Source organism: Pseudalkalibacillus sp. R45, assembly GCF_052246725.1.
Classification (GTDB): domain Bacteria; phylum Bacillota; class Bacilli; order Bacillales; family Fictibacillaceae; genus Pseudalkalibacillus.
Map to the genome: position 1 here is coordinate 206,341 of NZ_JBQQCL010000001.1, position 16,967 is coordinate 223,307.

The 16,967-nt window shown below is 41.3% G+C and carries 19 protein-coding genes; 3 read left to right on the forward strand and 16 right to left on the reverse strand.

Annotated elements, in window-relative coordinates; genetic code table 11:
- Positions 1–50: 50 nt before the first annotated feature.
- The gene (locus ACTWQL_RS01055) at positions 51–353 is read right to left on the reverse strand and encodes a hypothetical protein (RefSeq protein ID WP_443140589.1); all 303 of its coding nucleotides are present in this window, start codon (positions 351–353) and stop codon (positions 51–53) included.
- Positions 354–525: 172 nt separating this feature from the next.
- Between ACTWQL_RS01055 and ACTWQL_RS01060 the strand changes: the two genes are divergently transcribed.
- Positions 526–1,893: a DUF2254 domain-containing protein gene (locus tag ACTWQL_RS01060; RefSeq protein WP_443140590.1), complete on the forward strand. Its 1,368-nt coding sequence runs from the start codon at positions 526–528 to the stop codon at positions 1,891–1,893.
- A gap of 122 nt (positions 1,894–2,015) precedes the next feature.
- Here the strand turns inward: ACTWQL_RS01060 and ACTWQL_RS01065 are convergent, their stop codons facing one another.
- The 3 genes from ACTWQL_RS01065 to ACTWQL_RS01075 are packed head-to-tail and all read right to left on the reverse strand — an operon-like array spanning position 2,016 to position 4,603.
- A complete protein-coding gene (locus ACTWQL_RS01065) occupies positions 2,016–2,753 on the reverse strand; it encodes an ABC transporter ATP-binding protein (RefSeq protein ID WP_443140591.1) in 738 nt (245 codons plus the stop codon).
- Positions 2,750–3,568, reverse strand: a complete 819-nt coding sequence (locus ACTWQL_RS01070) for an ABC transporter permease (protein ID WP_443140592.1) — start codon at positions 3,566–3,568, stop codon at positions 2,750–2,752. The genes ACTWQL_RS01065 and ACTWQL_RS01070 overlap by 4 nt, the downstream gene beginning before the upstream one ends.
- A gap of 18 nt (positions 3,569–3,586) precedes the next feature.
- Positions 3,587–4,603 carry an ABC transporter substrate-binding protein gene (locus ACTWQL_RS01075; protein WP_443140593.1) on the reverse strand — a complete coding sequence of 339 codons (1,017 nt, stop codon included), beginning with the start codon at positions 4,601–4,603 and terminating at the stop codon, positions 3,587–3,589.
- Positions 4,604–4,877: 274 nt separating this feature from the next.
- Here ACTWQL_RS01075 and ACTWQL_RS01080 point away from each other — a divergent pair, with 274 nt between their 5' ends.
- On the forward strand, positions 4,878–5,030 hold the full coding sequence (locus ACTWQL_RS01080) for a hypothetical protein (protein ID WP_443140594.1): 153 nt from the start codon (positions 4,878–4,880) through the stop codon (positions 5,028–5,030).
- A gap of 24 nt (positions 5,031–5,054) precedes the next feature.
- On the opposite strand, the gene ACTWQL_RS01085 is transcribed toward ACTWQL_RS01080, so the two are convergent.
- Complete coding sequence (locus ACTWQL_RS01085) at positions 5,055–5,891, reverse strand: deoxyribonuclease IV (RefSeq protein ID WP_443141438.1); 837 nt, start codon at positions 5,889–5,891, stop codon at positions 5,055–5,057.
- 35 nt (positions 5,892–5,926) lie between these two features.
- Complete coding sequence (locus ACTWQL_RS01090; RefSeq protein WP_443140595.1) at positions 5,927–6,559, reverse strand: TVP38/TMEM64 family protein; 633 nt, start codon at positions 6,557–6,559, stop codon at positions 5,927–5,929.
- Between the two features lie 105 nt (positions 6,560–6,664).
- Between ACTWQL_RS01090 and ACTWQL_RS01095 the strand changes: the two genes are divergently transcribed.
- A complete protein-coding gene (locus tag ACTWQL_RS01095; RefSeq protein WP_443140596.1) occupies positions 6,665–6,883 on the forward strand; it encodes a hypothetical protein in 219 nt (72 codons plus the stop codon).
- Positions 6,884–6,944: 61 nt separating this feature from the next.
- Here the strand turns inward: ACTWQL_RS01095 and ACTWQL_RS01100 are convergent, their stop codons facing one another.
- The 10 genes from ACTWQL_RS01100 to ACTWQL_RS01145 all read right to left on the reverse strand — a co-directional run bounded on the left by ACTWQL_RS01100 (position 6,945) and on the right by ACTWQL_RS01145 (position 16,885).
- Positions 6,945–7,154: a hypothetical protein gene (locus ACTWQL_RS01100; RefSeq protein WP_443140597.1), complete on the reverse strand. Its 210-nt coding sequence runs from the start codon at positions 7,152–7,154 to the stop codon at positions 6,945–6,947.
- A 42-nt stretch (positions 7,155–7,196) separates the two neighbouring features.
- Entirely contained in the window at positions 7,197–7,700 is a 504-nt protein-coding gene (locus tag ACTWQL_RS01105; protein WP_443140598.1) for a hypothetical protein, read from the reverse strand.
- The gene (locus ACTWQL_RS01110; protein ID WP_443140599.1) at positions 7,693–8,169 is read right to left on the reverse strand and encodes a hypothetical protein; all 477 of its coding nucleotides are present in this window, start codon (positions 8,167–8,169) and stop codon (positions 7,693–7,695) included. Before ACTWQL_RS01110 ends, ACTWQL_RS01105 begins: the two co-directional genes overlap by 8 nt.
- A 159-nt stretch (positions 8,170–8,328) precedes the next feature.
- Positions 8,329–9,630 carry a lysine N(6)-hydroxylase/L-ornithine N(5)-oxygenase family protein gene (locus ACTWQL_RS01115; RefSeq protein WP_443140600.1) on the reverse strand — a complete coding sequence of 434 codons (1,302 nt, stop codon included), beginning with the start codon at positions 9,628–9,630 and terminating at the stop codon, positions 8,329–8,331.
- 485 nt (positions 9,631–10,115) lie between these two features.
- The gene (locus tag ACTWQL_RS01120) at positions 10,116–11,477 is read right to left on the reverse strand and encodes an aspartate aminotransferase family protein (protein ID WP_443140601.1); all 1,362 of its coding nucleotides are present in this window, start codon (positions 11,475–11,477) and stop codon (positions 10,116–10,118) included.
- A 17-nt stretch (positions 11,478–11,494) separates the two neighbouring features.
- Positions 11,495–12,961 (reverse strand): CoA-acylating methylmalonate-semialdehyde dehydrogenase, encoded by a 1,467-nt coding sequence (locus tag ACTWQL_RS01125; RefSeq protein WP_443140602.1) that lies wholly within the window; start codon positions 12,959–12,961, stop codon positions 11,495–11,497.
- A 117-nt stretch (positions 12,962–13,078) separates the two neighbouring features.
- Entirely contained in the window at positions 13,079–14,701 is a 1,623-nt protein-coding gene (locus ACTWQL_RS01130) for a PucR family transcriptional regulator (RefSeq protein WP_443140603.1), read from the reverse strand.
- A 65-nt stretch (positions 14,702–14,766) separates the two neighbouring features.
- The gene (locus ACTWQL_RS01135) at positions 14,767–15,003 is read right to left on the reverse strand and encodes a hypothetical protein (protein WP_221566581.1); all 237 of its coding nucleotides are present in this window, start codon (positions 15,001–15,003) and stop codon (positions 14,767–14,769) included.
- 150 nt (positions 15,004–15,153) lie between these two features.
- A complete protein-coding gene (locus tag ACTWQL_RS01140) occupies positions 15,154–15,366 on the reverse strand; it encodes a hypothetical protein (RefSeq protein ID WP_443140604.1) in 213 nt (70 codons plus the stop codon).
- A gap of 58 nt (positions 15,367–15,424) precedes the next feature.
- Complete coding sequence (locus tag ACTWQL_RS01145; protein WP_443140605.1) at positions 15,425–16,885, reverse strand: NCS1 family transporter; 1,461 nt, start codon at positions 16,883–16,885, stop codon at positions 15,425–15,427.
- Positions 16,886–16,967 lie beyond the last annotated feature (82 nt).

Consider the following 16,967-nt stretch of genomic DNA (forward strand, 5'->3'; position numbering starts at 1 on the left):
AATTAGATTAAGTAACACGAATTGTATCTTTCCACAGATCCCAGTGAATCCTATCCCCTAACCATCATTGAAAAGAGGACATATAAATAAACGATAATGAAAAATAGAAGAAGTCCGAAAATACCTGCAATGCCTAAAACTACGGGTTTCTTAGCTCTTTTATCGATAAGATAAGCAAAAATGAATGCAATTAATGCAAAGATGATCGGATATCGCCATTGAATTCCAAGTGAAACGTATACACCTTCAATCAGAGGAGATATCTCACCTATGATCTCCACTAAATACAAAGCTAAAATTCCATACCCCAGTATAATCAACACCCTGCTACTAACTGATAAATTAGAAATCATTATACCTCCTTGAAACCTTCGTCCTCTATGTTTTATTCTTTACAACTGTTTACATACCCTTCCAATCCTCGAAATCTCCTTCTATCATCAAATTCCATGCATAGTTTCCAAACAAGTCGGGTAGTAAATAAAGGAGCTTACTACATTTTGTCAAGGCAGGTGTGTCCACCAAGTGAAACTACCCGAATCGATGATGAAGTACAAAAAGATGTCCAAAAGGCAGCGTTGGCAAGAAATAAGGACAACAATCTGGTACACACCAGGAATCTATATATTGCTTTCCATTTGTTTAGCATTACTGACCCTCTATCTTGACCTTGGGTTTGATCTGAGCAAATATGTAAATGCCAGATTCAATTCCCAAGCTCAGTTGACTAGGATGCTCGTCAGTACATTGATCGGCGGGATTCTGACACTAAGTGCATTCACGTTCAACTCCCTTTTGGTTGTACTCACAACCTTCAGTGGTCAATTTTCGCCTAGAATGTTATTGAATTTCGTAGCCGATAAGAAAACCCAGCATGTACTGGGAATTTTCAACGGAAGCTTCATTTATGTTCTTTTGGTCTTCTTGTTTATTAGTAATAACAACAATGAACAATATTTTGCTGTACCGATCACAACAGTCTTTTTGGCTTTCTTCACGGCAGTTACATTCATTTATTTCATCAATCATGTGACAACATGGATGCAAGTCCATAACATAACCTATAACATGAAAAATATCTCTAAAAAAATCATTACATTTTCATTATTAAAAGAGATCGAACCCTATCGAATTACTGAAGATATGAAAATGGATGATAAAGAATACCCAAAAGATGGCCATGTGATTGTTTCGAAGGAATCTGGTTATATCCAACTCGTCGATTTTTCAAAATTGATTGAACTAACGAAAAAAGACAATCTCATTGTACGTTTTGAATACGGCGTAGGTCAGCATGTTTTGGCTGGTGCACCACTCCTCACCTACTGGAAGGAAAAAGATACGGCAATCAATGAACTGAAGTATTTGAACACGCTCGAAATCGGCCACAAACAAACGGAAATCCAGGATCTTGAATTCGGAGTGAATAAATTGTCCGAGATTGCCATTAAAGCCCTCGGTAATAACGACCCGAAAACAGCAGCAAATACGGTTCACCAAATGTCTGAACTACTTCAGACCATAGCAAAACTGACCCGTTTTTCCCCCTTTTTAGTGGATGAAGAAAAAAATATCCGGGTAATATTGAAAGAAGAAGATTTTGAATTCTACTTGTATAGAGGATTCGGGTATATCAGGCATTACGCCGATGAAAACTGGATCATCATTACGGATATCATTACTGCTCTTACAACAATGGCACAATCAATGGATGAACAATTTCATGATGATTTATGGAACTTTGCCGTACAAACCGCAAAAGGCATCGCCAAACATGAAATCTATCATCTCGATCGAAAATACCTGTTACATCAACTTTCCAATCTAGCAACAGCAACCAATCGGGAAAATGAATATCGGAAAATCGAACAAGAATATCTTATGGAAACATAAAGAAAATTCGGGCTTTGGCAAGCTGTAGCGCAGGCTGAGCCTTAGTTGCGCTTATAATGAAGAAAGAATTTTATGCTTTCTTTAAATGTAAAAGGTGCAGTTACCAAGTAACTGCACCTTTTTCATGTGATGTCCAGACTATTCATGACTTCCTGTCGCAGGTTAACAAATGGCGTGCTGTTCCGGTCCCGAGGACGCGGCATCGCATTACGGACTTCTTTTACAACTTTTCCGGGACGTGAGCTTAGGACAAAAACCCTGTCTGCCAAATATAAAGCTTCATCAATATCATGTGTAATCAACACCATTGTCTGGTTGGAATCCTGCCATAATTTGATCAATTCATTCTGCATGGTAAGTCTTGTGATGGCATCCAATGCGCCATAGGGTTCATCCAATAAAAGAACTTCAGGATCCATGACTAGTGCCCTCGCGATGGATGCACGTTGTTTCATGCCTCCGGACAGTTGATGTGGGTAATATGTTTTAAAATTCTCCAAGCCTACCTTACTCAGTACTTTATGGATACGTTCACGGCGTTCTTTTTTGGAGACATTGGCCAACTCCAAGCCAAGCCCGACATTATCTTCGATGGTTCTCCATGGATAAAGAGCATGTTCCTGAAAAATCATGACCCGATTCGAATCCGGTTCTTTAATTGCATTTCCGTTGGCTGAGACTTCACCGGAAGACGGCTGTTCCAAACCAGCCAGCATTCTGAGCGCAGTACTTTTACCACACCCAGACGGACCAACGAGCGCAACGAATTCTCCTTTTTCGACGTCCAAGCTAAGATCTTCAAGAACAGTCAGGCTTCCATATGTTTTATTTACATTTTTCAACTCTAATGTCTTCATCATTTTTCATCCCCGCCTGCATAACGCCATTTCAACAGTCTTCTCTTGATTCCGTTAAGGACTACATGATCAAGGATAATCGCGATTGTTCCAATTGTAACTATGCTGGCCAATACACCTTCCATATCCGCAATCTCACCTGCATAACTGATCGACCAGCCAAGACCTGCTGATGCTCCACCGACCATTTCAGCAGCAATCAATGAGCGCCAAGCATTCCCGAACGCCACTTGTGCACCTGTGACAAACGCCGGTAAGGTTTCCGGGGCATAGACCTTTGTGATCAATTGTCTTTTTTTCGCACCCATCACACGTGCAAGCTCCAGGTGTGTCCGATTCACCCCTTCTGTTGCATTCAAAACAGAGAGGGCCATCGGAAAGAAACTTGCGATCGTGATGACAAAAATGATCGGAAGGTCGCCGAATCCAATCAAAACGACGAAAAAAGGTACCCATGTAATCGGAGGAATGGATTGTAAAATCGAAATGACACTTTTCAAGTAGACTGAGAAAGTCTTCGAAACACCACCCAATAATCCGAGAATTGCGCCTAACAAGCATGCGACCGGGTAACCCCATGCCAATCTGTATAAACTGCTCTGTAATCCATGGATGAAATCCGGATTGGAAAAGTTCCCGATGAACCTCTCCAACCCATTGAGTACATCCGGCATCAAAAATTCAGGTAAAATCCAAGCGGTAATCTGCCAAATCAGTAAAAGACTCCCCACCGCGGCAATATAAGGTAATGTATTTCCGAAAGGCTGTAAAGGGATGAAGGATTTACTTTTGTTTTTTATTATTGGGTCAGATTTCACTGTAACTCCTCCTGCCTCTTACTCCTGTTCCTTCTGCCAGGCCAAATCGATGATCTCTTCTACCTTGAACTTTTCATCCATTACACCCTGTTCCACCATCAGATCTGTTACATCTTGAATTTGTTTTACATTTTCAGCTGTCAGCTTCCAATTGAATGTTTGTGCTTTGATCGCTTCTTCTATGACATCCACTGCAGCAACTTCTCCATCGGAAGACTCGAATGTGTCCCCTTCAGAAAAGCGTTTGTAAATATACTCAGCTGATTTTTCTGGGTCGCTTTCAAGCATTTCAATCGCTTCTTTTTGTGCATCAAGTACTTTATAAACGTTGTCCTTATTGTTTTCCATCTCTTCACCCGAGGTTATGACCACCATACATGGAAACGGCCAAACTTCCCCGATTTCGTAGATTTCTTCCAGGTCCCCTTGTAACCTTGCAATACGATCATAAGGTTCAAATAAAAAGGCAGCATCTACTTTCCCTGATTGTAACGATTGGACAGCGACTGTAGGGGACACATAATTCATGTTCACGTCACTCCGCTTCAAACCCGCTTCCTTGAACGTGACCCCATTCAAAACAATATCAGCCGTACTTCCTTGTTTTTGAGACGCAAGGTTTTTTCCTTTTAAATCTTCAACAGATTTGATTCCACTGTCTTCGCGAGCTAAAATACTGTGATATCCCATTTGCGCTCCGCCAACAATCTTTAGATCCGCCCCTTTTGATGCCCAGGAGACAGCATTGGTTGCACCAAGCACACCAGCATCGAGTTCACCATTGACGATCCCTTTTATAAGATCTGTACCGCTTCCAAAAAGCTTCAGTTCAACATCTAAACCGTGCTTTTCATACAACCCTGCATCTTCAGCAAGCATTGCAGGTGCATCGTCCATGACATTGACATAACCGATCGTTAACTTATTTGAATTCTTCCCGCCATTGCTCTTATCGGTATTCCCACAGGCTGCAGCAACCACAAGTAGCGCAACCAATGGAATGCTTAACAACATCTTTTTCAATTTCAAAATCATTCCTCCCCATCCAATTCCGAGTAAAAAGATAGGAATATTATATGTTTAACGATCGTCCAAAGTCAATGGGTATTTTGAAATAGCTTGATGTTCTTTTAGGGGGATCTTTTAGTGGAGCTGCGGGGTCTCACTATGCGGCTCGCTATTTCCGCAGGTTATGTACATTTCCAGGCTTTTTTTGAACATTTTCCCCAGTGTTTCTATTGAAAATGGTATGGGAAAGTTTTTTCATGATTCTGTGCGTAGTGGGTACCATAAAACATGAGGTGATGACATGAGTCGTGAAAATCGTGTAATGTGGTTCGGTTCCATTTTCGGAGGACTGATTTTTTTCTTGTTCAGTGCCATTGGAATCACTCAATTTTATCGAAATGTGGATCCAAATAAGGACAAAGGCCAAGAATCAAAAGATACCTCTAAAAAATAAGGATCACTAAAGGGAAAGGCAAAACTACTTTCCCATTTTTTGCTTCAGCATTTTGATTTCTTCTTCATGGGATATGCCTGAATCAGAAGGGGTTTCTAGAATATATGGAACCTCCGATAGATAACGCGTTTCAAATAAGCGTTCGAAATATCTTTCTTCAATATACCCTCCCTTTAAAATATTCGCATGACGATCTTTTCCTGAACTTAACGGATATTTGGAATTATTCAAATGAACAACCTCTAGGTCTTGTAAATAGCCCAGTTCCACCCCCTTTTCCCAAAGCTCCTCATTGTTTTCCCCGCTCCAGAGTCCGCTTGAAAAAGCATGACATGTATCGAAACAATACCCAATCTTTTCTGGAAAGCTTGTGAGTTTTTTTACTTGCACAAGCTCTTCGAATGTCGTTCCCATCGCTCCAGGTTTTCCAGCATTATTTTCGAGCAGGATTTTACATTCTCCATTCCACTGTTCGAGGATTGTGTTCAGCATATCGATCATCAAATGGTAACTAGCAAGGGGATCTGTTTCACTGATTCTGCTGCCAAAATGAACGACAACTCCAGTAGACCCGCACGTATTTGCAATTTCTAAATCATTCAATACCGAATCGATGACCAATTCCTTTTTTTCAGATGAAGGAGTCAAGCTTGTTGGGTAAGGAGTATGTGCCACTGATACTAGGGAATGTTCCTGACAGAATGCTTTACAACGTTTTGCATCTTCCCGATCAAATTCCTTTACGGATAAGCTTCTAGGGTTTTTAGGGAAATATTGAAATGCCTGCGCGCCGATTTTAAAAGCATGTTTTGCGGCACCCGTATAGCCCTCTCTAATACTTACATGGCAGCCAAATTTCATAGCTTCATCCAGCTCCTTTGTTGATGGTTCAGACTTCAAGCCAACCTTCTTTTTGTTTTATTTCTTACCCAAATCCGGTAAATAAGGAAAACGATTAGCAGGAAAAGTACATAAGCGCTCAATCCAGCAACAGTTAGCCTCCAGGAGGAGAAAATGTGATCCCCACCATACGCAAAAATGAACATAGGAGGTAGTTTTCCGATTGCGGAGGCAGTAAGGTAAATCCAAAAAGAAATTTTCGTCAAACCTGAATAGATATTCACGACCGGCGGTGGGATGACCGGAACTAATCTTGAAAAAAGAATTGCGATGAAGGCATTCTTTTCAATCATATAATTGAATCTATGTATGCCACTGAATTGCTTGATGTAATTTTCGAAAAATCCAGCGAACATGTGCCTGGCTAGCAAAAAGTAAATGATTGATGCCGTGACTCCACCCCACCAGTTGATCAAAAGCCCGATAGAGGTACCATATTTTGCTCCCATTAAACCGGCGAATACTGTGAACGGCACGACGGGTACAGTAGCTATAAAAGCGGAAAGCAAGAACATGTAAGGCAAATCGGCCAAGTCACTATCCTGAATCCATTCCCATAAGAATTCTTTATTCAAATAAACGACTATAACCACGATCAGATAAACAACAAGGATCCACCATTTTTTCATAACAAAAACTCCATGTCCTGATTTATCTTTCTTTTTCCAATTCAGTTATTTAGAATAGTTCAGAGTTATGTCAGTCATCATAAAAACAAGGAGATGATCGACAAAATGCCAAGGAAAACGCAACCACATCAAAATTCATCCACTCATGCTGATGGAAAAAGAGAAAGTATCATTAACGATTCTGCACAAGAAGGTGGTCAAATGGGGATCTATTTTGCCTCTGAAAATCAACAAGAACAAAATCCTTTCCACCTGTCACAATCAAAGCCGAATGAAGACATGAAAGAGTTTGAAAAGCTGATGAGAGATGATGAAATCGAATAAAAGTCACTTCAATAATTGGAAAGGGTTGATCCAGCCACTATTGGGTCAACCCTCTGTATTTTCAAGAATTATTGTTTGATTGTGAGATTTCCTTTTCAGCAAAATACTCATTTGCGGATTCCAATTCTTTATGTTCATCAATAGAATCTCCAGGAAACCTCTCCTCTGAGTCCAATGGGCGGTCAGACTCCAGGCCTGTGCGAATACTTAGTTTGCCACTGCTATTTTCATGATTCCGATTCTTTTCAGGGTCCTTTTTCAATTTACTCACCTCATATTTAGCTTGTGTATTACTTCATTATTAATTCTTGGTCTAATGTTTAGATCTCGTTCTTTGATCGTAACTTTTGATAAATTTAAAAAACAAGATATAACCGCTTAAGACAATCAAGTAAACAGAGATGGAATACTCGAGTTTCCATCCTTTATAGGTAAATACATGTGCTTGAAGGGTCATCCATTCATAAAAAACAGCAAATGCTGTCCAGATTACAATGTAAAAAAATGTCCACAAGCCTTTTAGATTCCATCTATCATATAGGTAAACAAAAAAATAACCGAATGGAGGATACGTGAACCAAATCAAAAAATCGAAGACCTCAAATTCAGAAGTATCATTGAAGTCGTATAAATCAAGCGGTGGTGCACCTAGTATGTGATTCGTTCCTTTTGCCACAACCATACTAGCAGCAAGTACAAGGAAAGTGATGCGAACAGGAAATCTTTTACGTATTAGAATGATTGCCAGATAGGCAATGACGAGAGTTGAAAGAATGATCCATTCATTATGGTCGAACGTTTGTGGCATCCTAAGCATTGAAATGCCCGCCTATTCTCATTAATTTTCTATATCCCAGCTGCATTAAAAACGCCAATAACAGTATTGTAGACCACTCTAAAATAACCGCCCAAACTTTCATTCCTTCGAATGTATATAACCCAAAATAATCTCCTGCATAGTCAAGTCCAACTAGCAGGCCTAAAATCAATAATAGAAAACCACCTTTTGCTGACTTTAATCTGATTCGATAGAAGCGACCTATGCTCCAAATGATGATGGCAGGGGTAAAGAAAAGCCTGCTGATCACTATCGAGGTGATCATTTGAGGTTCCTCCGATGGTTCGATCCATTTTAAATTCAATGAAAATAAGGCAAGAAAGTTCTCATGTGAAAAAATGATCATGAACCATACAAACAGAATTTCGAATAGATGAAGCGGATGGTTAGTAGTACAGAAATAAAGAAGAAAAAGCAAGATGACCGATGAATAAACGACCAAGGTCATGGGAAAATCACCTGCTATCAAATCATTTCTCTTAAATTACCCAAAATTAAGGCTTTATATAAAGGTTGTTATATAAAATTGTTGATTTCTGTTCCTAATGAATAAACACCATATTTTGTCGTTGATTGGACAAAACATGGTGCTCTTCTTCATGATATCTTATTGAAACTTGTCTGCGTCAAAGTTCTGGAAGACGTGTTTTTCATACATCGGGAATACATCTTCACCTGTCAGATGATTGATAATAACTTTGTTCCGATGGACCGCTAATCCTAAGTTCGTCGAGCCTACACCATGCGAATGGGAAATTCCGCTATGGACATAGATTTGATTAGGGATCGAGACACAAAGACGGTAATCCGACTCGACTTCATATCTCCCCTGGTCATCCCATGAAATATAGGGCTTCAAACCATTGATGAAGGCTGGAACATTCGGTCGATATCCCGTTCCGATGATAACGACTTCACTTTCAATTTTGAAATCTTTCCCCTGTTGCCATTGATGACATTGAAGCTCGTACTTCCCGTCTTTTTCTTCTATACCATTCACTTCAGTCAAGGCCTGTATGCCAACTTTCATTTTCCTGCGTGAAACGGTATTTTCATAAAGAAGATTATAGATATCTGTCACGGTATGTGAACTGATCCCCTTATACAATAAATCTTGTGAGCCGAAGATTTCATCCTTTTTCTCCTGAGGGAATTCATAGAAATAATTCACGTAATCCGGAGAGAACTGCTCTACACTCAATTTCGATTCTTCCATCGTCAAAAAGCTTTGTGATCGTGTAACCCAATTCAGACGATACTCATGTTCCATGTGGTCTTTCAATAGCTCTCTGAATACTTCAGCAGCACTTTGTCCTGATCCGATGACAGTAATCGAATTCGCTTCTCTGCATCGATCCTGGCGACTGAGATATTGAGCCGTGTGAAAAACATCCTGTTCTGGATACCCTCGAAAAGCCTTCGGAATCGCAGGGATACCACCTGTACCTAGGACAAGGTTCTTACTTTTATAAACGGTTGTTTCTTCTGTATGTACATCCAATACAGTAACCAAATACAACTCTTCATTATCATCATAATCCAATTCAGTAACTTTCTTTCCAAATCGGCAATTTTTCAATTCATTCGCAACCCATTGGCAATAATCGTTATATTCTCTTCTCGGGATGTCTAATCGTTGTAAAAAATAAAATGGATACAAGCGATTTTCTTTCGATAAATAATTCAAGAAGCTGTATCGGCTTGTCGGATCAGCTAAAGTAACAAGATCAGCCATGAATGGCACTTGAAGTCTCGTACCTACAATCAACATTCCTGGATGCCAATCGAACTGCGGCTTTTGCTCGAAGAAAAGCGCATCAATTTCAGTTCGATCATCTATTAATGCTGCCAGACTTAAGTTGAAAGGTCCTATCCCTACTCCTAATAAATCATATACATGGTCATTCATCAGTACTACCACCTCAATTTAAAATCTTGTTCTATTATAAGGGAAAAAGAAGAAAGAATACACCGATCACCTATTGTGGGACTTTTATTAAGTTGCGCCAAACATAGCGGTTCTAAACAAGATATCCATTCTAAAAAATCTTAGCAATAAAGTAAACTTGGTAAAGCCAAGCCTTAACGCAGGCTTAGTTGTCCTTATATTTAAGAAAGTATTCATACTTTCTTTAAATGCAAAAAAACCTACGAAGAATTGAAGATTCTCCGTAGGTTTCTATAAACATGGTGACTTAGCGGACATCAGAGACGCTATTTTTGACGAAAAGAGCTATTTCAGAAATTTAGCGGACACCAGGGCCGTTATTTGTAGTAAATGCAGCTGTTTTCCCCTGAAAATCAGAAAATAAGGTTTCTGGTGTCCGGTAGTTTGCAAAAACAGGATCATTTACCTCAAATAAGGTCTCCTGTGTCCGTTAACATCATCTCGACCTATTTGGTCAGTTCATCCAATGCGTCTGTCAGTGTCTTGACGATGAAGTCCAAGTCACTATCTTCAAGGTTCAACGGTGGCGACAGACTCAATACGTTATTGTAGCCAGCGACGGTCACACCGTTTTTCCCGATAAGCAGTTTATTCTTCTTACAAGTCGCCATTACCTCATTCAACCTGCTCGTTTCTAAAGGTTCTTTCGTTGATTTATCTTTTACAAGCTCAATACCGATCAAGAGTCCTTTTCCACGTACATCCCCCACATATGGATGGTTTTGAAGTCGGGTCTGCAGCTCATTCTTGAGGCGATCCCCTAATTCCTTTGAACGATCGAAGAGCTTTTCATCTTCCATGATTTCAAGGTTTTTCAGTGCCACGGCGCAAGAAGCAGGGCTTCCTCCGAACGTATTGACATGCCGGAAGAAATCATACTCTTCACTGCCTTTAAATTCTTCATAGATTTCTTTTTTCACTGCAGTTGCAGACAAAGGCAGATAGGCTGATGTGATCCCTTTAGCCATCGTGACAATATCAGGCTTGACATCATAGTTCTGGAATCCAAATGGTTTACCTGTCCTTCCGAAGCCACAGATAACTTCATCAACAATCAGTAATGCCCCATGCTTTTCACAAATTTCCTTGACGGCTTTCATATAACCATCAGGAGGCATTAGAATTCCTCCACCTGTGATGATTGGCTCCATGATCATTGCAGCGACCGTTTCGCTCAACTCCCAGGTCATCGTCCGGTCGACTTCTTGAACACAGGCCATGTCATGCGCATTCTCTACATCCGCATCTTTCATCCTGTATGTGTCCGGCGGGGATACGTGAAGAAAGCCGGAAGCTAAAGGTTCATATTTATACTTTCGTTGCGCTTGACCGGTCGCAGCAAGGGATCCCATCGTATTTCCATGATAGGCACGATAACGGGATACGATTTTATAACGATTATGATCACCGCGCTGTTGGTGATACTGTCTTGCGATCTTGAATGCTGTTTCATTGGCTTCCGAACCACTATTGGAAAAGAAGATGACATAGTCACCGCCAAGCATCTCATTCAGCTTTTCCGCGAGTTTGATTGCAGGCTGATGACTGTGAGTCAACGGGAAATATGCCATTTCTTTCAGCTGTTCATAAGCGGCATCTGCAAGCTCTTCTCTGCCATATCCGACATTCACACACCACAATCCAGCCATAGCATCCAGGTATTTCTCATCGTTGTGATCCGTCACCCATGCTCCCTTTGAACTTGATACAACCATCGTTGCATTCGGATTATAAGGCTTCATCGAATGCCAGACGTACTGGTCATCCTTTTTCAGAATATCCTGTGATTGATCAACTTGATGGGCCATCATTCTTCCTCCTTTTTTTAGTAGTCAAAGCGTGAAGTGATCATTTTTTTCCGAGTGTAGAAGTTGATTCCGTCTTTACCATTAACATGGAGATCACCGTAGAATGAATCTTTCCAACCAGAGAACGGAAAGAAAGCCATTGTCGCCGGTACACCTACGTTGATTCCGAGCATACCTGCATCTGCTTCTTCTCTAAACTGACGGACAGCTTGCGCGTTTTTCGTATATAGGGTCGCACCATTTCCATAACGAGACTTTCTGATGTGTTCCAATCCCTCATTTAAATTTTCGGCTCGAAGCAGGCTCAATACAGGAGCAAAGATCTCATCTTTTGCAATCGTCATGTCCGGCGTTACATGGTCAAAGATTGTCGCTCCTAAGAAGTTTCCACCGTTCATGTCTGACATTTCACGACGTCCATCTCGAATCAAGTCAGCGCCTTCTTCGATTCCTTTTTCAATATAACCGAGCACTTTTTCACGGTGGGATTCACGGATCACAGGTGTCAAAAGGACTTCTTCATCCAGACCGTCACCGATCGTCAGTTCATCAGCTTTTTTACGGAGAGCTTCCACAAATTTATCATTATCACCGACGACAACAACAGCACTACAGGCCATACAGCGTTGTCCTGCACTTCCGAATGTTGAACTGATGACGTTTTGTACCGCTTTATCCATATCTGCATCTGGCATTACGACATGGTGATTTTTCGCTCCAGACAATGCCTGCACCCGCTTACCGTTTTGAGCAGCCTTTTCATACACATATTTGGCTACAGGCTGAGAACCAACGAATGAAATTGCTTTGACTTCAGGGTGCTCAAGTAAACCATTCACGACATCATGCGCCCCATGGACGATATTGAAGACACCTTCAGGCAGCCCAGCTTCCGTCAATAGATCTGCCAAACGGTTCGCTAAAATCGGTGTACGCTCTGAAGGTTTCAGTACGAATGTATTTCCGCAGACGATCGCTAAAGGGAACATCCATAACGGCACCATCATCGGAAAATTGAACGGTGTGATTCCACCTACAACGCCTAAAGGATAGCGGAACATTTCAGAATCGATATCCTCAGCGATATTCGATAGCGTTTCACCCATCAAATGCGTAGGAGCTCCTGCTGCAAACTCAATACATTCGATACCACGCTGGATTTCACCGTATGCTTCTTTATACGCTTTACCATTCTCTTGAACAACTAACTTAGCAAGCTCTTCATGATTTTCAGTTACGAGGTGATGGAATTTGTACATGACACGTGCTCGTTTTGGCACCGGTACATTTTTCCATGATTGAAATGCGGTATGTGCAGCCTGGACCGCCTTATCCAAATCCTCTTTCGTTGAGATCGGAACGCGTGCCAGGACTTCATTCGTTGCAGGGTTTGGCACCTCTAAATCTTCTGTGCTATTCGAGGCTACCCATTGTCCATTGATATAGTTTTTCAAAATTTTCGTATCGCTCTTTGTTACCGTCATCTTGAATGCGCCTCCTTCGTATTAGTCGATCTCTTTACATTATCTATGATTCTATATGGTGTTACATTAGACACAATGTCAAAAAATCCTTCCTTCTAACCGACACAATTGTACAGACTACGTCAAAACAGGCTTGTCCGATTTTACATTTTGGACACTTCCTGAAGCATTCAGGTAATTATGGGCAAATAGCATGAATTCGATCGCCATTCGTTTCTCAGGATTAGACATGAAATCATCACCCAACAGCTTTTCGAGTTTTTCAAGGCGATAATATAACGTTTGTCGTACGATGAATAGCTGTTCTGCGGTTTCCTTTTTAGAGCCGCTGCAGGCTAGGTAGGTCCTCAATGTCTGCAAGAGCTTGCCGTTGTATTTCTGATCGTATTCGATGACAGGATTCAAGTATTCGTTGATCATGTTCTGGAACTCTTTCTGTGTTTTGACCAAACTGATTACCCTGTACATATGTAAGTCTTCATAATAGTTGCAGAATTGTTCAGGCAGTAAATTCCTTTGTAGCTTGATCGTTTCGACAGCCGTCTCATAGCTTCTCCCGATATCACTTAACGACTCGGTATATTGCCCCACAGCTATACTCTTAATTTGACAAGCATGTTTTTTCAGAAATTCCGTATGGAACACCCTTTGCATTCCTTTGCCTAGTCGCTGTTTCCAAGAACCAGCTCCACGTTTATTAAGCAGGATATACACCGTATACCCATGCTTTTCCGTAGCGATCAGGTGGAAACCTTGTTGTTCAAAAATAGCCCTGATGAAGAGATTCAGATAAGTGATATCTGAGCTAGACGTTGCGGACGGCAGTTTACATATCGCTACTGTACCGCCCAGGACATTCATCTTTCCTTCATAATAAATCAGGTTCTCTGAGGTTTCTTGTTCATTGTGTTCTCCATCGAGCCAATTGTTGATCCATTCATTCTTTTCCGTCCGACGTCTCTCTTCAACATACATTTCGCGAAGAAATAGTTGGGCTAGGACCGTCGTTGTCCGATCAAGAATAAGCAGATCGAACTCATTGATCTCCCGTTCCTTTGAAACAATGAAAATTTCTCCGTATTCTTGTTCCATCACAGGTACGTGCCGGTGGCTGATAAAAGGAGAATCACCTGACTGATCAATGTATGTAAGAAGGGAACCCTGGTCATCTCCATTCAATTCAGGCACGTACACATCCTCATCGTTCGTTGTTTTCATCAACACTTGCAAGCCTGTATACTCATTCATCAATTTGAGCATTTCTAGACTATTTTCGATCGTCAGTAATTTTTGGTTCAATTTTTGTGAATATTCCTCGAGATCCTGAATCATCTGATAGTGCTGATTAATCAACTGGACATGGATATCTTGCGTGATGTTGACGAACTGGACTTCCTCTAAAAATAAGATGATTGGAAAACGATGGTGGTCGGCCAGCTTGATTACTTCTTCAGAAATCGTTTCGGTATAAGTCCCGATTTCGATACAAAGACCAGCCGCACCACAATCGATCAGTTGTTCAAGAAAGTCTATCAGTAAAGCGTCATTGTCTTTCCAGACGACACCCGTCGATAGAATGAGTTCATTGCCGTTCAACAGCTTCCGTATGTTCGGAACCTCCACGACATGAACCCATTTCACCTGTCGGGTCAGCCCTTCACTTCCTGCAATCACTTCCGTTTTCTCAAAGTGCTTCCTGCTTAAAATATCTTTTACAGCTAAACTCGAATGATGTTGCAAGTTTGGACACTCCGATCTGTGAACATCGTTGTCATAGTGGAAATTTCGAAAAGTGTCAAGAATTCTTATGAGCTGCTCATCGGCAAATACTTTTCCAATGTCCGAAGCATACGCTGATAAGATTCTTGTTCATCAAAATCATCTGAACGCCAATTCCTGAATACCCAGTCTGCTAATTCCTGAGGTGTATTGAAAAACTCCCCGCTGGAATCCGCTTTTCTTAGCATATAACGTCCGTTGTCCTCATCAATCGTCACTTCACATGGAAACATGCTTTCTTTGCACTTCAGTGAAAATTCCATTGAAGATCTCCTCTCATTTTTGCTTTGTTCAATTTTAACGTTGAGTAGAACGTTTCTTTAAGCGAATTCGCGACACTCCTGCGGCTCGCCCGCGGATAGGGAGTGAATTCTGCAAAAAGAAACAGTTAAACAAAGCCTCTTTTTAAAGGATCAAACGTTTTGGCGTTGCTGAAATATCAGATTGGAAAAGTATTTTCGAGCATCAGCTGTTTTGATATGAAGTGTTTCGGCTTCTTCTCCAAGCTTTACAAACGTCAGGAAAGCTCCACTTAAGTTTTCCTGAACGTCTTTTATGGCATATCCTTTCTCAAGCATATGATCGATTTTCTCCCGTTCTAGAAGATATTCCTGATAATCTGACATATAGAACCTCCTCTGTATCAATGTCTCCTTTTTTCTTTCATAACCTGGATGTATCAAATCACTTTGCGTCCTTCAACTCAACAGGCTCATTTTCATCATCAAGGTTCCAGTCACGGCCAACTGTAATGCCGAGAAACTTCTCATCACTCGGATCTTCAATTTCAGCTTGTTTGTATTTTTGGAAATACCAGTACTTACAAAGTAAATAGTAACAAGCCGCTCCTAATACGAATCCGATCAAGAAGGAGTAATTCGGGAAGAAGTAAGATACGACAGCTCCGATGACCCATGCAATAAAGCCTGCCACGTTTACTCCGCCAGCGTATTTGAACTGTCCATCTGTTTTATATAAATCATAGACGTTCACACGGCGTTTCCTCAGCAAATAATAATCAGCGAATAATATCCCGACGATAGCTGATAGGATGCCCCCTACGATAAGCAATACTGGAATGATGACCCCAAACAGGCTCCACGGTTGAACGACTGTACCGACGACACCTGCAGCAAATACACCCGCCCAAAACGGAAATTTAGGTCCTCCAACATTCGAGAAGATCGTCGCTGCAGGAACGATATTCGCTGAAATATTCGTTGACCATTGGGCGAGGACAATCATCAGCAATAGAATTGCCAGCACGAGTCCAGTGGCTGTTTCTTGAAGAGCAAGGACAGGGTCATAGTTTTGAACAGCGATATAAGCGACCGCACCGATGATGATCATGAAGGTTTGAGTCAACGGCAGAGCGATCAAACTACCGACAATGGCACCTTTGTTCCGTTTGAACCAATTATGCTCAAACTTTGGTGCTTTAATGAAGCGTGAAATGGATGGAATATCAGCAGAGAGTGTAGCCCAAAAGCCCATGTTACTGAAGATGACGACTAAAAATGCAGTAAACGCTGCTCCGCCTGTCACAGGGTTTTCAGCCCAAGACCATACGTTTCTACCTTCGGCTGCGGCGGTACCCGATAATTCAAGATACATCCAGATTGAAATGAGGATGATCGTCGGTGCTGCCATATCGGCGAACCGCTCGACCGCTTTGATTCCTAATGCTGTATTCAACAACTGCAAGAATGCGAAAACAAAGAAACATGCAAGCCAGTTATCGAATCCCCATAACATATTCAAAATACCGTTCATCGCTGTTGCCCCAAAATACGTATTGATCCCGAACCACATGGATGCAGCTACTCCACGGACGATGGAAGGGATATGTGTCCCGATTGTTCCAAACGGAGCACGCATATAGACCGGAAACGACACACCGTGTTCAATCCCTATATCTGCAATCAATGAAATGAAAAGTCCGATCGCAATCGATCCAATGAGGGTTGCCAATACGACGAGAGGTAAAGGCAGCGACATGACCCCTGCTCCACCAATTGCAAATGTCGCAAGTACAACAACCATACCAACCCACATGAAGGAAAAACCCAGTGTTGTAATCTTTCTCCCGTCCTGACTGATTGGCAGCAGGTCAGGAGATTTCAAATAACTTTCCTGTTTTTTCATTACAATCACTCCTCATACCCTTTAAATAGTGCAATTGGTGTGAATCATGGTGGTTTCATAATATGCTGCCTCGTAACCTCCT

Coding starts and splice junctions, on each gene's coding strand:
- ACTWQL_RS01055 (WP_443140589.1), bottom strand. CDS start 353: ATGATTTCTAATTTATCAGTTAGTAGCAGGGTGTTGATTATACTGGGG.
- ACTWQL_RS01065 (WP_443140591.1), bottom strand. CDS start 2,753: ATGATGAAGACATTAGAGTTGAAAAATGTAAATAAAACATATGGAAGC.
- ACTWQL_RS01075 (WP_443140593.1), bottom strand. CDS start 4,603: ATGATTTTGAAATTGAAAAAGATGTTGTTAAGCATTCCATTGGTTGCG.
- ACTWQL_RS01080 (WP_443140594.1), top strand. CDS start 4,878: ATGAGTCGTGAAAATCGTGTAATGTGGTTCGGTTCCATTTTCGGAGGA.
- ACTWQL_RS01085 (WP_443141438.1), bottom strand. CDS start 5,891: ATGAAATTTGGCTGCCATGTAAGTATTAGAGAGGGCTATACGGGTGCC.
- ACTWQL_RS01090 (WP_443140595.1), bottom strand. CDS start 6,559: ATGAAAAAATGGTGGATCCTTGTTGTTTATCTGATCGTGGTTATAGTC.
- ACTWQL_RS01095 (WP_443140596.1), top strand. CDS start 6,665: ATGCCAAGGAAAACGCAACCACATCAAAATTCATCCACTCATGCTGAT.
- ACTWQL_RS01105 (WP_443140598.1), bottom strand. CDS start 7,700: ATGCTTAGGATGCCACAAACGTTCGACCATAATGAATGGATCATTCTT.
- ACTWQL_RS01110 (WP_443140599.1), bottom strand. CDS start 8,169: ATGACCTTGGTCGTTTATTCATCGGTCATCTTGCTTTTTCTTCTTTAT.
- ACTWQL_RS01115 (WP_443140600.1), bottom strand. CDS start 9,630: ATGAATGACCATGTATATGATTTATTAGGAGTAGGGATAGGACCTTTC.
- ACTWQL_RS01120 (WP_443140601.1), bottom strand. CDS start 11,477: ATGGCCCATCAAGTTGATCAATCACAGGATATTCTGAAAAAGGATGAC.
- ACTWQL_RS01125 (WP_443140602.1), bottom strand. CDS start 12,961: ATGACGGTAACAAAGAGCGATACGAAAATTTTGAAAAACTATATCAAT.
- ACTWQL_RS01135 (WP_221566581.1), bottom strand. CDS start 15,003: ATGGAATTTTCACTGAAGTGCAAAGAAAGCATGTTTCCATGTGAAGTG.
- ACTWQL_RS01140 (WP_443140604.1), bottom strand. CDS start 15,366: ATGTCAGATTATCAGGAATATCTTCTAGAACGGGAGAAAATCGATCAT.
- ACTWQL_RS01145 (WP_443140605.1), bottom strand. CDS start 16,885: ATGAAAAAACAGGAAAGTTATTTGAAATCTCCTGACCTGCTGCCAATC.